At 67.0% G+C, this 12,618-nt stretch carries 10 protein-coding genes; 5 read left to right on the plus strand and 5 right to left on the minus strand.

Translation table 11 applies throughout. The features are described 5' to 3' along the window. Nucleotides 1-44 precede the first annotated feature (44 nt). Both ABL838_RS05680 and ABL838_RS05685 read left to right on the plus strand, forming a co-directional pair. On the plus strand, nt 45-2,336 hold the full coding sequence (locus ABL838_RS05680; RefSeq protein WP_126025656.1) for an ABC transporter ATP-binding protein: 2,292 nt from the start codon (nt 45-47) through the stop codon (nt 2,334-2,336). Beyond that, entirely contained in the window at nt 2,333-2,812 is a 480-nt protein-coding gene (locus ABL838_RS05685; RefSeq protein ID WP_418124619.1) for a DUF1854 domain-containing protein, read from the plus strand. The genes ABL838_RS05680 and ABL838_RS05685 overlap by 4 nt, the downstream gene beginning before the upstream one ends. 54 nt (nt 2,813-2,866) lie before the next feature. Here ABL838_RS05685 and ABL838_RS05690 read toward each other — a convergent pair whose 3' ends face one another. From ABL838_RS05690 to ABL838_RS05700, 3 genes are read right to left on the minus strand one after another with little or no spacing between them, the layout of a single operon-like run. Continuing rightward, nucleotides 2,867-3,583 carry a hypothetical protein gene (locus ABL838_RS05690; RefSeq protein WP_418124621.1) on the minus strand — a complete coding sequence of 239 codons (717 nt, stop codon included), beginning with the start codon at nt 3,581-3,583 and terminating at the stop codon, nt 2,867-2,869. Next, nucleotides 3,580-5,115, minus strand: a complete 1,536-nt coding sequence (locus ABL838_RS05695) for an alkaline phosphatase (RefSeq protein ID WP_418124622.1) — start codon at nt 5,113-5,115, stop codon at nt 3,580-3,582. The genes ABL838_RS05690 and ABL838_RS05695 overlap by 4 nt, the downstream gene beginning before the upstream one ends. Nucleotides 5,116-5,147: 32 nt before the next feature. After that, nucleotides 5,148-6,629: an alkaline phosphatase gene (locus tag ABL838_RS05700; RefSeq protein ID WP_418124623.1), complete on the minus strand. Its 1,482-nt coding sequence runs from the start codon at nt 6,627-6,629 to the stop codon at nt 5,148-5,150. Between the two features lie 259 nt (nt 6,630-6,888). Between ABL838_RS05700 and queC the strand changes: the two genes are divergently transcribed. Next, nucleotides 6,889-7,626: a 7-cyano-7-deazaguanine synthase QueC gene (gene queC, locus ABL838_RS05705; protein ID WP_126025658.1), complete on the plus strand. Its 738-nt coding sequence runs from the start codon at nt 6,889-6,891 to the stop codon at nt 7,624-7,626. Here queC and ABL838_RS05710 read toward each other — a convergent pair. Together ABL838_RS05710 and ABL838_RS05715 are read right to left on the minus strand one after the other, a co-directional pair. Further along, nucleotides 7,575-9,368 (minus strand): ABC transporter ATP-binding protein/permease, encoded by a 1,794-nt coding sequence (locus ABL838_RS05710; protein ID WP_418124625.1) that lies wholly within the window; start codon nt 9,366-9,368, stop codon nt 7,575-7,577. The genes queC and ABL838_RS05710 overlap by 52 nt on opposite strands. A gap of 107 nt (nt 9,369-9,475) precedes the next feature. Further along, a complete protein-coding gene (locus ABL838_RS05715) occupies nt 9,476-10,036 on the minus strand; it encodes a phosphonate degradation HD-domain oxygenase (RefSeq protein ID WP_126025660.1) in 561 nt (186 codons plus the stop codon). Nucleotides 10,037-10,348: 312 nt separating this feature from the next. Between ABL838_RS05715 and ABL838_RS05720 the strand changes: the two genes are divergently transcribed. Together ABL838_RS05720 and ABL838_RS05725 are read left to right on the plus strand one after the other, a co-directional pair. After that, a complete protein-coding gene (locus ABL838_RS05720) occupies nt 10,349-11,383 on the plus strand; it encodes a putative 2-aminoethylphosphonate ABC transporter substrate-binding protein (RefSeq protein ID WP_418124626.1) in 1,035 nt (344 codons plus the stop codon). Between the two features lie 163 nt (nt 11,384-11,546). After that, on the plus strand, nt 11,547-12,617 hold the full coding sequence (locus ABL838_RS05725) for an ABC transporter ATP-binding protein (protein WP_418119270.1): 1,071 nt from the start codon (nt 11,547-11,549) through the stop codon (nt 12,615-12,617). Nucleotide 12,618 lies beyond the last annotated feature (1 nt).

Below are 12,618 nucleotides of genomic sequence, written 5' to 3' on the forward strand. Positions count from 1 at the left end.
CGCGGTCCAAGAGGCCCGCGACGGGCAAGAGTCAAAGAAACACAATGCAACATCACGATCCAGTCGGCACCCGGGAGGGCGAAACAGAAGCGGCATCAGCGCAAGCACTGAAAAACCGCCTCGCAGTCGCGGAAAACGTTCTGGTAACACTGACGGTTGACCTCGACGACCAACTTCGCTTCGCTTCCGGCCTAGTCGCCCTGACTGACCGGAAGCTGATTTCGCTCGATCCCGATGGGACTTGGCGTGAGTGGCCGCTAACCGATGCGGCCTTGGAAATGCGCGTTTCCGACCACGCAGGCGTCGGCACCCTCGACCTGGCGGGTCCCGCCGGACGGCTCGCACGGTGGCGCTACACCCTGGCCGGACAGGTCGCGGCGCTGCGGCTGATGAAGCTGTTCGGCCAGCGCATGGCGGGCGGTGTCGCCAAGGAGACACCCGAGGCCGTGGAGACTGCCGAGGGCGAGGATTCCACCGACGCCGAACTCCAGACCCCGCCCTCCACCTGGGTGCTGCTGCGCCTCGGCCGCTTCGCCAAGCCCTACCGCAAGCAGCTGATCGCAGGGTTCTTCCTGACCCTGTTCTCCACCGCCGCGACGCTGGTGCCGCCCTACCTGACCATTCCGCTGATGGACGACATCCTGATTCCGTTCCAGAACGGGCAGAAGATCGATTCCATGCGCGTGGGCCTGTACCTGGGCGGCCTGCTGATCGCGGCGCTGGTCGGCTGGGGGCTGGGCTGGGCGCGCACCTACCTGCTGGCGCTGGTGTCCGAGCGCATCGGCGCCGACCTGCGCACCACCACCTACGAGCACCTGCTGACCCTGCCGCTGGACTACTTCGGCGGCAAGCGCACCGGCGACCTGATGGCGCGCATCGGCTCCGAAACCGACCGCATCAACGTCTTCCTGTCGCTGCACGCGCTCGATTTCGCCAACGACGTGCTGATGATCGTGATGACCGCGGTCATCCTGATCTCCATCAACCCGCTGCTGGCGGTGGTCACGCTGGTGCCGCTGCCCTTCATCGCCTGGATGATCCACGTCGTGCGCGACCGCCTGCGCACCGGCTTCGAGAAGATCGACCGCGTCTGGTCCGAAGTGACCAACGTGCTGGCCGACACCATTCCCGGCATCCGCGTGGTGAAGGCCTTCGCGCAGGAGCGCCGCGAGGCCGAGCGCTTCCGCGTCGCCAACGCCTACAACCTGCAGGTCAACGACAAGCTCAACCGCACCTGGTCGCTGTTCACGCCGACCGTGTCGCTGCTCACCGAGATCGGCCTGCTCGTGGTCTGGGCCTTCGGCATCTGGCAGGTGGCGCGCGGAAGCATCACGGTGGGTGTGCTCACCGCCTTCATCGCGTACATCGGGCGCTTCTATACCCGGCTCGACTCCATGAGCCGCATCGTCTCGGTCACGCAGAAGGCCGCGGCGGGCGCCAAGCGCATCTTCGACATCCTCGACCACGTGAGCAACGTGCCCGAGCCGGCCAACCCGGTGAAGGTGGAGCGGGTGCAGGGCCGCATCGACATGAGCGGACTGGGCTTCCGCTACGGCTCGCGCGCGGTCATCCACGACCTCGACCTGACCATCGAGCCCGGCGAGATGATCGGCCTCGTGGGGCACAGCGGCTCGGGCAAGAGCACGCTGGTCAACCTGATCTGCCGCTTCTACGACGTGACCGACGGCGCCATCAAGGTCGACGGCACCGACATCCGCCGCTTCGCCGTGGCCGACTACCGCCGGCACGTGGGGCTGGTGTTGCAGGAGCCGTTCCTGTTCTTCGGCACCATCGCGCAGAACATCGCCTACGGCAAGCCCGACGCCACGCGCGAGGAAATCGTGGCCGCCGCGCGCGCCGCGCATGCGCACGACTTCATCCTGCGCCTGCCGCACGGCTACGACTCGCTGGTGGGCGAGCGCGGGCAGGGCCTGTCGGGCGGCGAGCGCCAGCGCATCAGCATCGCGCGCGCGCTGCTGATCGACCCGCGCATCCTGATCCTCGACGAGGCCACCTCGGCCGTGGACACCGAGACCGAGAAGGAAATCCAGAAGGCGCTCGACAACCTCGTGCAGGGCCGCACCACCATCGCCATCGCGCACCGCCTGTCGACGCTGCGCAAGGCAGACCGCCTCGTGGTCATGGACCGCGGCGAGGTCGTCGAAGTCGGCCCGCACGACGCCCTGATGGCGAAGCAGGGCGCCTACTGGCGGCTCTACCAGGCGCAGCTGCGCCAGGGCGACGATGACGCGAGCGAAGGTGCCGCCGACGAGCGCGCCAGCGCGCAGGCGCCGCTGGCTATCAGCCACGCGGCTCATCCGGCGGGGGACGCATGACCGACCACAACACGCCATCTTTCGAACTCGAACGCGATGCCTTCGGCCGCCTCGTGCTGACCGATGCACAGGGCGAGCGCCACGTCGGCATCTTGCCCGTGCGGGCCTTTCCGCTGAGCGCGCCCGGCCACGGCATCTCGCTGGTCGGCAGCGAAGGGCGCGAGCTGGTCTGGATCGACAGCGTCGAGCAGCTGCCGGCGCAGGCCAAGGCGCTGCTCGAGGAAGACCTCGCGGTGCGCGACTTCGCGCCCACGCTGCTGAAGCTGCACGGCGTGTCGAGCTTCGGCGTTCCCAGCACCTGGACCATCAGCACCGACCGCGGCGAGACCAGCTTCGTGCTCAAGGCCGAGGAGGACATCCGCCGGCTCGAAGGCGGCGCATTGCTGATCGCAAGTGCGCACGGCGTGCAGTTCCGCATTCCGGATGTGAAGACGCTGGACCGGGCCTCGCGCAAGCTGCTGGAGCGCTTCCTCTAGCCCAAAAGAAAAGAGGCCCGTAGGCCTCTTTGCGTGGAGCAGCGGGGAAGCCGGTCAATCCAGCAGGTCGGAATATTCGCCGCGCTCGTAGGAGTCGGCGGTCTTCCACGGCAGCGTCTTCGGCGCCGGGATGGACGAGGCCGTCATCACGTTGAGCGAGGTGCCGTGCTCGTTGCGCTGCTCGATCCTGCGCGCGTAGCGGCCGACCGTGTCCCACTCGATGCGCAGCGTGCTCTCGCCCTGCTGCAGCTCGTAGCGCTGAACACCCTTGCCTGCCGCGCCCAGCGACTTCATGCGCGGCAGGCTGGCGGGGTCGACGAGCCAGTAGGCATTCGCCCACGAGCCGCCGTAGCCCACGTTGCCGTAGTTGGCCTTGTCGACCTCGATCAGCTTGCGCTGCTGGCGCAGCACCATGTTCACCAGCACCTTGCCGGCCGGATCGCGGCTCAGCCACAGCGGCGCGGCCGTGTTGTCGGCGTGCGAGTGGCCGATGTGCACCTTGGCTTCGCTGGCCTCGTGGTCGTGGTCGTGGTCGGCGCGAAGCGCGGGCGGCAGCTCGCGCTCGATCCACACCGTGCCGGCGCGGCGGAACATCAGGTCGGCGTAGCGGCTCTCGCGCTGCACGCCGTCCTTGCCGATCGACATCACATGGTGCTGGATGCGCAGGTTCTGATCGGGCGCCTCGGCATCGCCGGCGGCGCTGGCCGCCAGTGGAAGTGCCGCGAGGGCCGCTGCCGCCAGCAGCGTTTTCAGTGCCACGGATGCGCTCACAGGCCCGCCGCTTCCTTGACCTTGTTGAACACCTTGATGTTCTCCACGGTGCCCTTGAAGATCTTCGAGCCCGCACCGCCCGCGAACAGCATCACGTCGCCGCCGCCGTGGGTTTCGGCACCGGGCGTGCCGAGGTTGATGCCGACTTCCTGCAGGAAGTTGTCGTCGGTGGTGTCCATCGCGGTCTGGTCGTCGCGCGAGGCTGCGCGTGCCGGAGCGATCCACGGCTTGTTGCCATCTTCGGGGTTGACCTGGCTGGAGCCCGTCGCGTTGGGCCGGCCACCGTTGCCGAACACCAGCGTGGTGTACGGGTTGCCGTCGGCGGCCTTCGCGAGCTTGCCATCGGCGTAGCTGTTGACCTTGCCCAGGATCGGGTTGCCGATCTTCGGATAGCCGTTGAAGGCGATCGCGTGGTCATGGTCGGCCGTGACCACCACCAGCGTGTTCTTCAGGCCGGGGTCCTTCTTGTTCATGAAGTCGAGCGCGGTCTGGATGGCCGTGTCGAAGGCCAGCGTGTCTTCGAGCGCGCGCTTGGCGTTGGTGCCGTGCAGCGCGTGGTCGATGCGGCCGCCTTCGACCATCAGGAAGAAGCCCTTGTCGTTCTTGCTGAGCACGCCGAGCGCCTTCTCGGTCATCTCCGACAGGCTGGGCTGGTCGAGGCTCTGCTTCACGCGGTCGAGCTCGTAGGCCATCTCGCTCTGGGAGAACAGGCCCAGCAGCTTACCGGTGGCGGCCGTGTCGACGGCCTTGAGCTTGGTGCCGGTGTCGACGTAGATGTATCCCTTGGCCTTCATCGCGGCCACCAGGTCGACGCCGTCGGTGCGCTTGCTGCCGGGGTTGGTCGCCACCGGCAGGTAGTTGCGCTGGCCGCCACCCATCAGCACGTCGACGCCGTCGAGCAGCTTCGGGTTGTAGTTGGCGTGGCCCGGAACGCTCTGCTCGGCGATGGTGTTGTAGCCGTTGCGGTTGCAGATGTGCGAGTAGGTGGTGGCCGGCGTGGCGTGGCCCACGCGCGTGGTCGACACCGCGCCCACCGAGCGGCCCTTGGCCTTGGCGAGTTCGAGCAGCGTGTCCACGGCCTTGCCGTTGGTGGGCGGGCAGGTGGTGTCCTCGCCGCTGATGTACTGCTTGCCGGTGCCGTCGACGGCGGTGGTGTCGCTGGACATCGAGATGACTTCGTTGCGCATCTTCACGCCGGTCATGTAGGCGGCCATCGAGGGCGCGCTGTCGGTGGTCTGGCCGTCGAGCGAGAAGGTCTTCACGCGCGCGGCGTAGGGCAGCGACTGCATGACGAGGTTGGCGCGCTCGGGACTCACCAGCGAGCCGGGCTGTGCGGCCAGTTGCTTCTCGCCCTTGTAGATGCGCGCGGCGGTCACGGTGACGGGGCCCATGCCGTCGCCGAGGAAGAAGATGACGTTCCTGGCTTCGCCGGCGGCGTGCGCGGTGCCGGCCAGGGTGCCGGCGGCGGCGCAGACGAGGGCGGCGGCCAGGCGGGTGTTGCGGGTGATGCGGTTCATGGTCGTCGTGTTCATGGTTGTGTTCGTCGATGAGCGCTCGCTGCCCTTCACAGGCCGACCGCCTTCTTGATGAGGCCGAACACGTCGGTGTTGGTGATCACGCCGGCGAAGTTGTCGGCGCCCAGGCCCTGCGCGCCGAGGAACACGTCGGCGCCGCCATGGGTTTCGGAATCGCTGGCCGCATCCATCGGCACCACGGCTTCCTGCCTGTAGTCCTTGCTTTCCAGCTCGGCGTCGGAGATCGGGCCGCGCGTGGCGAGGCGGCGCGGGCCGTTGCCGAAGCCGATGATGGTGTAGGGGTTGCCGTCGACGTCCTTGCTGGTCTTGCTGGTGTCGACGTAGTCCTTCACGAGGCCCAGCACGCCAGGCTTGCCCGCCTCGGTCTTGCCGGTGCGCGCGGCGTAGCCGTTGAGCTGCAGCGTGTGGTCGTGGTCGGCCGTGACCACCACCAATGTGTTCTTCAGGCCCGGGTCGATGGCCTGCATCCTGTCGAGCGCGAGCTTGATGGCGTCGTCGAAGGCACCCGTGTCCTGCAGGGCGCGGCGTGCGTTGGTGGCGTGCAGCGCATGGTCGATGCGTCCGCCTTCCACCATCAGGAAGAAGCCCTTCTTGCGCGCGGCCAGCGCGTCGATGGCCTTGCCGGTCATCTCGGCCAGGCTCGGTTCCTTGGTGGCGTCGCGGTCGAGGTCGTACGCCATGTGGCTCTTGGTGAAGAGGCCGGCGATCTTGATGGCGCCGTCGGCCGGCAGCTTGTCGAACTCGCTCTTGTTCGCGGCGAAGCTGTACTTCGCGGCCTTCAGTTCGGCGATGAGGTTGCGCTTGTCGTTGCGCTTGCCGCCGTCTTCCTTGGCGGTGAAGTAGTCGGTGCCGCCGCCGAAGAACACGTCGACGCCGTCGCCCAGCTTGCCGTTGTAGCCGGCGCCGCCCGGCACCAGCGCGGCGGCAATGGTGTTCTCGGCGTCGCGGTGGCACACGTGCGAGTACGTGGCGGCGGGCGTGGCGTGCGTGATGCGGGTGGTCGTGACCACGCCGGTGGCGTAGCCCTTGGCCTTGCTCTGCTCGAGCAGCGTTTCGACGGCCTGGCCGTTGCCCGAGGGGCAGGTGCTGTCGAAGTTGACGTGGTAGGCCTTGCCCGAGGCGTCGGTGGCCTTGGTCTCGGCGCTCATCGAGATGACTTCGTTGTTCATCTTCACGCCGGTCATGTAGGCCGACATCGAAGGAGCGCTGTCGGTGACCTGGGCGTCGTTCGAATAGGTGTGGACGAAGGCCGTTTCGGGCAGCGTGTCCATCGTGAGGTCGCCGTCTTCGCCGACCTTGTAGATGCGCGCGGCGGTCATGGTGGTGATGCCCATGCCGTCGCCCAGGAAGAACAGGACGTTCTTCGGCGCCTGCGCCGCGGGCGGAGGCGGCGTGGTGCTCGACGGTGGGATGAACGGCAGCACGATGCCGTTGTTGTTGCTGCTGCCGCCGCAGGCGGACAGCAGGAGAGAGACGCCCAGCAGTGCTGGGGCGATGAGGCGTTGGGTCATGATTCCCTCGGTTGGTTGTTGGACCGGCGCACCGGGCGTGCGCCATTTCTGGCGATGAAATCTAAAGACGTCAGATGACCCGGCCGTGACGAGTTGAAAGCCGAATGAAAGTTCGCCGATCGCTCGGAAATAAATGCCGAGGCTGTCTTCGGCGTTTCATGCGCATCGTCTGGCCGATGCGGTGAATTCCGGCAGTTGCGCGAAGCTGACGGAAAATCGCGTCTTTGGATTGCGGCGGCACGCACCGCCGCCGACGGATATGCCCCTGCACACCACCGCCCTCGTCCTGTTCTCCGGCGGCCAGGATTCGACCACCTGCCTCGCCGATGCGCTCTCGAAGTACGAGCGCGTCGAAACCCTGGGCTTCGACTACGGGCAGCGCCACCGCGTCGAGCTCGACGTGCGCGGCACCATCCTCGCGAAGATGCGCGAGCGCTTTCCCGACTGGGCGCCGCGCCTGGGCGAAGACCATGTGCTCACGCTCGCGGCCCTGGCGCAGCTGGGCGGCTCCTCGCTCACGGAAGAAGTCGCCTTCGCCATGCAGGCCGATGGCCTGCCCAACACCTTCGTGCCCGGGCGCAACCTGCTTTTTCTCACGCTCGCCGGCGCGCTGGCCTACCGGCGCGGGCTGCAGGTGATCGTCACCGGTGTCTGCGAGACCGACTTCTCGGGCTACCCCGACTGCCGCGACGACACCATGAAGGCGATGCAGCTCGCGCTCTCGCTCGGGCTGGAGCGCCGCCTGGTCATCGAGACGCCGCTCATGTGGATCGACAAGGCCGAGACATGGCAACTGGCGCACCGCCTGGGCGGCAGGCCGCTGGTCGACCTGATCGTCGACGAGACGCACACCTGCTACCTGGGCGATCGCGTGCACCGCCAGGACTGGGGCTACGGCTGCGGCGAATGCCCCGCCTGCGAGCTGCGCAGGAAGGGCTGGGAGCGCTACGTGGCCGCCGCCGTGCCGGCCGACGAGGGCACGACCTCCACGCGATAGCGGGCGGCCGCTCCGTCTGCCTCGGGTACCAGCGTCCACCGCTGGCTGTGGAACTCGCCCACGGCAGCACGATGGGCCACGGACACCATCGCGCCACCGCTCGCGCGCACCATCTCGGACAGCCGTTGGTAGAGCGTGCGCTCCGCCGGCGCGTCGAGCGCGCTGCTGATCTCGTCGGCGAAGACCCAGCGTGGCTTCTTCAGCAGCACGCGTGCGATGGCCAGCCGCTGCTGTTCGCCGCCGGAGAGCTTCTGGCTCCAGGCGTCGCTGTCGTCCAGTCGATCTGCGAATTGGGGCAGCAGCGCATCGCGCAGCGCCTCGCGCAGTTGCGCGTCGCTGTACCTGGCTGCATCGTCCGGATAGGCCAGCGCAACGCGCAGGGGCCCGTCGGGCATGTAGGGGCGCTGGGGCACGAACATCGCATCGGACGGCACCTGCACGCGTCCCCGCGCGAACGGCCAGATGCCGGCGAAAGCGCGGAACAGGGTCGACTTGCCGCTGCCGGACGGCCCTTGCACGAGGACGCTGTCGCCGGCCTTCGCCGAGAGCGCCGCGTTCACGAGCAGCGGCGTGCCGTTCGGCAGGCTGAGCGAGAGTCCGTCGGTTTGAAGTTCGGGCGCTTCGCTGCGCTCCAGGGGGTGTTCCTGCGCGGCGCGTGCCCGGATCGCATCGTCGAAGCTCGTGAGACGGTCGGTGGTTGCGCGCCATACGGCCACGCTGTCGTAGTTGTCGACGAACCAGCTCAGCGAATCCTGCACCTTGCCGAAGGCGGACGAAATCTGCATCAGCTGGCCGAGCTGGATCGCGCCGCTGAAGAAGCGCGGCGCCGCGACCACGAAGGGAAAGATCACCGCAGCCTGGCCGAAGAAGGCGGTGAAGGTCACGAGATTCTTCTGCTGCTTGATGAGCTGCAGGTAGTTGCGAAGCACGGCGCCGAAGCGCAGGTCGAGCTGGCCGTGCTCCACCTTTTCGCCGCGGTCGAGAGCAATGGCTTCGCTGTACTCGCGCACGCGCACGAGGTGGTGGCGGAAGTCGGCCTCGAAGCGCTGCTGGCGGAAGTTCAGCCCAATCAGCGGCCGACCGATGTAGTGGGTGATGATGGTGCCGACCGCGCAGTAGGCCAGCGCAAGCCAGACCATCGCGCCCGCGACCTGGTAGGTGGTGCCGCTGAGCGAGAACTCGGTGGTTCCCGAGAGGCCCCAGAGAATGCCGACGAAGCTCACCAGCGTGACCACGGCGTTCAGCAGGCCCATCGACAGGGTCATCGTGGCGCTGGTGAACAGCTGCATGTCCTCCTGGATGCGCTGGTCGGGGTTGTCGGGCGTCGTGCCTTCCTTGCCGGCGTAGCGTGCCAGTTCCATCTCGTAGAAGGTGCGGTTCGCCATCCAGCGACCGAGATAGTTGCGCGTGATCCATGCGCGCCAGCGCAGCTGCAGCAGCTGCGTCACGTAGAACTTGAGCACCTGCAGCGCGATGTTGAAGAAGGCCAGCACGAGAAACACGCGGATCTCGCGCCAGAACACCGTCACATCCTTGTTCTGGAGGCCGTCGTAGAAGCGGCCATACCACTGATTGAAAAGCACCAGCGCATACACATAGGCCAGGTTGAGTGCCACGATGGCGGCGAACATGCTTCGCGCCCGCCATTTCTCCTCCGACTGGAAATAAGGCGCCGCAAGCCTGAAAACACGGCGCAGCACCTGGATGAACGAGCCAGCGCGAGCTGTGACTGATAGAGACATTCGGTTTCCTCGCAGGCGCTCGCGCGCCGGTCATGGTGAGGAGACCATCGTAGACAAATGTTTCTTAAACCGGCCTGAAACCGGCGTCGGCCCTCGAAAAGAGTTCGTCAGCGCAAAAGCACGCGCGCGGCCGTCGTCAGGAAATGGGCCAGCGGTGGTGTCTGCAGGCCCTTGACCTTCGCTTCCTCGTCCCATTGCCGCAGCCGAACCGCGTCACCGGCCCACTGATGGGTGGCGAAGCGCTGGGCGGCTTCGGCGTCCATCACGCCGCCCTGCAGGGCAAGGCTGCGCACGGAATCGGGAGAAAGCCTGGAGAAATAGTCGGGTTGGGTGGCGCAGAGGTAGCGCTTGGCGTCCACGTGCAGCCGGATCGGCTCGCGCACCTCGACGTCGAAGGCGCCGCGAAGCAGGGGCAGGGCGATGTACTGGTGCCGGTCGTCGATGCCTAGCTGGGTGGGAGAGTGCGAAAGCGTCTGGTGCTCGGCGATCAGCAGGTGGCCCAGGTCGTGAAGCAGCGCGGCCGTGACCAGCGAATCGCTCGCGCCGGCCTGCTCGGCGAGCCAGGCGCATTGCAGCGCATGCTCCAGCTGCGACACAGGCTCGCCCGCGTACGCGATTCCGCCGCGTTCGGCGAACAGGCGGGCGATCTCGGCGAGGTCGAGTGTCATGGGAGTGGAGTGCAGCGGGCGACGCGAAAACACAGGGCAATAAGTCCGCGAGTCTGCCGCGCCACGGTGACATGCGGATGACGAAGCCGTTGCAGGGCCGCCCGAAGTCGCCAATTTCAGCGTGATTTTGGGGATTTGGGTTTTTTTGAGGCATCTGACAAATCACTGTCACATGCTGCTGCCAGCATCGCCCCCATTCGTTGCCCGGTGGAATTTGCGTACTTTCGCTTGCCCGTTCGCGGTTCCGCCCGGCCTCCCTTCTTGTCTCCCGTTCTCCACTTCTCCACTTCTTTCTCCCGAGGAACCTCCCCCATGCTGCATCGTTCCATCCGCTGGGCCGCCGTGCCGGCCGCTCTGCTCTCGCTGGCCTTCGCCGCCTCGGCCCAGGGCCGTACCGAGCTGCTGGTCTACACCGCGCTCGAGGCTGACCAGGTCCAGGCCTACAAGGCCGCCTTCGAAAAGGAGAACCCGAGCATCGAGCTGAAGTTCGTGCGCGACTCCACCGGCATCGTCACCGCCAAGCTGCTCGCCGAAAAGGCCAACCCGCAGGCCGACGTGGTCTGGGGCCTGGCCGCCACCTCGCTGATGCTGCTCGACAAGGAAGGCATGCTCCAGCCCTACGCGCCCAAGGGCCTGGACGCCGTCAAGTCCAACATGCGCGATCCGGCCAACCCGCCCAAGTGGGTCGGCATGGACGTGTGGTCCTCGGCCATCTGCTTCAACACCGCCGAAGCGCAGAAGAAGAACCTGCCCAAGCCCACCAGCTGGGCCGACCTGACCAACCCGGTCTACAAGGGCCAGATCACCATGCCCAACCCGGCCGCCTCTGGCACGGGCTACCTGATGGTGTCGGGCTGGATCCAGATGATGGGTGAAGAAAAAGCGTGGAAGTACATGGACGCGCTGCACCAGAACATCGGCATCTACAGCCAGTCGGGCAGCAAGCCCTGCCGCCAGGCCGGCGCCGGCGAGTTCGCGCTGGGCATGTCCTTCGAATACCGCGCCAACAAGACCAAGCGCGACGGCGCACCCATCGACATCGTGCTGCCCAAGGAAGGCCTGGGCTGGGACATGGAAGCCACCGGCATCATCAAGACCAGCAAGAAGCAGGAAGCCGCCAAGGCGCTGGCCGACTGGGCCGTGACGAAGCAGGCCAACGAGCTCTACGCCAAGAACTTCGCCGTGCTCGCGCTGCCGGGCATCCAGGAGAAGCTCGAATTCGTGCCGGGCGACGTCGAGAAGCTGCTCGCCAAGAACGACTTCAACTGGGCCGCCGCCAACCGCGAGCGCATCCTGACGGAGTGGTCGAAGCGCTACGAATCGAAGTCGGAAAAGAAGCCGATGTGACTTGAATACGGACAGCCGAACGCAGAAGGAAGACAAAAGAGCGCAAAGGTCGCAGAAGGAAGCCCATTGGCTGGCTATTCCCTTTTGAAGACTTCTGCGACCTTCGCGAAACCTTCGCGTCCCCTGCGTTCTGTACCCGCATTCCACCCCGTTCGACATTGATATGAGCTTCCTTTCCCTGCGCGGCATCCAGAAATCCTTCGGCGCGACCCGCGTGCTCGACGGCATCGACCTCGACATCGAGCCCGGCGAGTTCGTGTGCCTGCTCGGCCCTTCGGGTTGCGGCAAGACCACGCTGCTGCGCATCGTCTGCGGCATCGAGCGTGCCGACAGCGGCCAGATCCTGCTCGGCGGCCAGGACATCGCGGGCCTGCCGCCCGCGGCGCGCGGCTTCGGCGTGGTGTTCCAGTCGTACGCGCTGTTTCCCAACCTGACGGCCGCGCAGAACATCGCCTACGGCCTGCATCCCACGGGCGCGCTGGCCCGCGAGATGGCCAAGCGCTCGCGCGAGATGCTCGACCTGGTCGGGCTGGCCGCGCATGCCGACAAGTACCCGGTGCAGCTCTCCGGCGGCCAGCAGCAGCGCATCGCGCTGGCACGCGCGCTCGCGCCCAACCCGCGCCTGCTGCTGCTCGACGAGCCGCTCTCCGCGCTCGACGCGCAGGTGCGCGCCACGCTGCGCAGCGAGATCCGCGCGCTGCAGAAGCGCCTGGGCATCGTCACCATCATGGTCACGCACGACCAGGAAGAAGCCCTCTCGATGGCCGACCGGGTGGTGCTCATGCACAACGGCCGCATCGAGCAGGCCGGCACGCCCGACGAGCTCTATCGCCAACCGCGCACCCGTTTCGTGGCCGGCTTCGTGGGCCGCATGAACATGCTGCCCGCCACCGTGCTGGCCGACGGCAAGGTGCGCGTGCGCGACAGCGAACTGCTGTGCGCGCCCGGCAACCTCAGCATCGGTTCGCAGGCGACCGTGGGCATCCGTCCCGAACACGTGGTGGTGAAGCGCTTCGGCACCGAGCTCGGCGCCAACAGCTTCGCGGCGCGCCTGCTCGACACCGAGTTCTTCGGCAACCGCACCTCCGCCCGCCTGGCCTGCGAGCCGCTGGGCATCGAGATCGAGGCCGAACTGCCCGCCGACGCCCGCAGCGGCGGCGACGAGCCGCTGGTGCCCAGCAGCATGGTGCACATCCAGCTGCCATTGAACGCGCTGTCCGTCCTGGCGCATTGAG

Source organism: Variovorax sp. 160MFSha2.1, from assembly GCF_048305075.1.
Taxonomy (GTDB): Bacteria; Pseudomonadota; Gammaproteobacteria; order Burkholderiales; family Burkholderiaceae_C; genus Variovorax; species Variovorax guangxiensis.

Bases quoted from the DNA above. Each gene is read 5' to 3' on its own strand.
- ABL838_RS05680 (WP_126025656.1), top strand. From the start codon at position 45: ATGCAACATCACGATCCAGTCGGCACCCGGGAGGGCGAAACAGAAGCG.
- ABL838_RS05685 (WP_418124619.1), top strand. From the start codon at position 2,333: ATGACCGACCACAACACGCCATCTTTCGAACTCGAACGCGATGCCTTC.
- ABL838_RS05695 (WP_418124622.1), bottom strand. From the start codon at position 5,115: ATGAACACGACGACCATGAACCGCATCACCCGCAACACCCGCCTGGCC.
- ABL838_RS05700 (WP_418124623.1), bottom strand. From the start codon at position 6,629: ATGACCCAACGCCTCATCGCCCCAGCACTGCTGGGCGTCTCTCTCCTG.
- queC (WP_126025658.1), top strand. From the start codon at position 6,889: ATGCCCCTGCACACCACCGCCCTCGTCCTGTTCTCCGGCGGCCAGGAT.
- ABL838_RS05710 (WP_418124625.1), bottom strand. From the start codon at position 9,368: ATGTCTCTATCAGTCACAGCTCGCGCTGGCTCGTTCATCCAGGTGCTG.
- ABL838_RS05715 (WP_126025660.1), bottom strand. From the start codon at position 10,036: ATGACACTCGACCTCGCCGAGATCGCCCGCCTGTTCGCCGAACGCGGC.
- ABL838_RS05720 (WP_418124626.1), top strand. From the start codon at position 10,349: ATGCTGCATCGTTCCATCCGCTGGGCCGCCGTGCCGGCCGCTCTGCTC.
- ABL838_RS05725 (WP_418119270.1), top strand. From the start codon at position 11,547: ATGAGCTTCCTTTCCCTGCGCGGCATCCAGAAATCCTTCGGCGCGACC.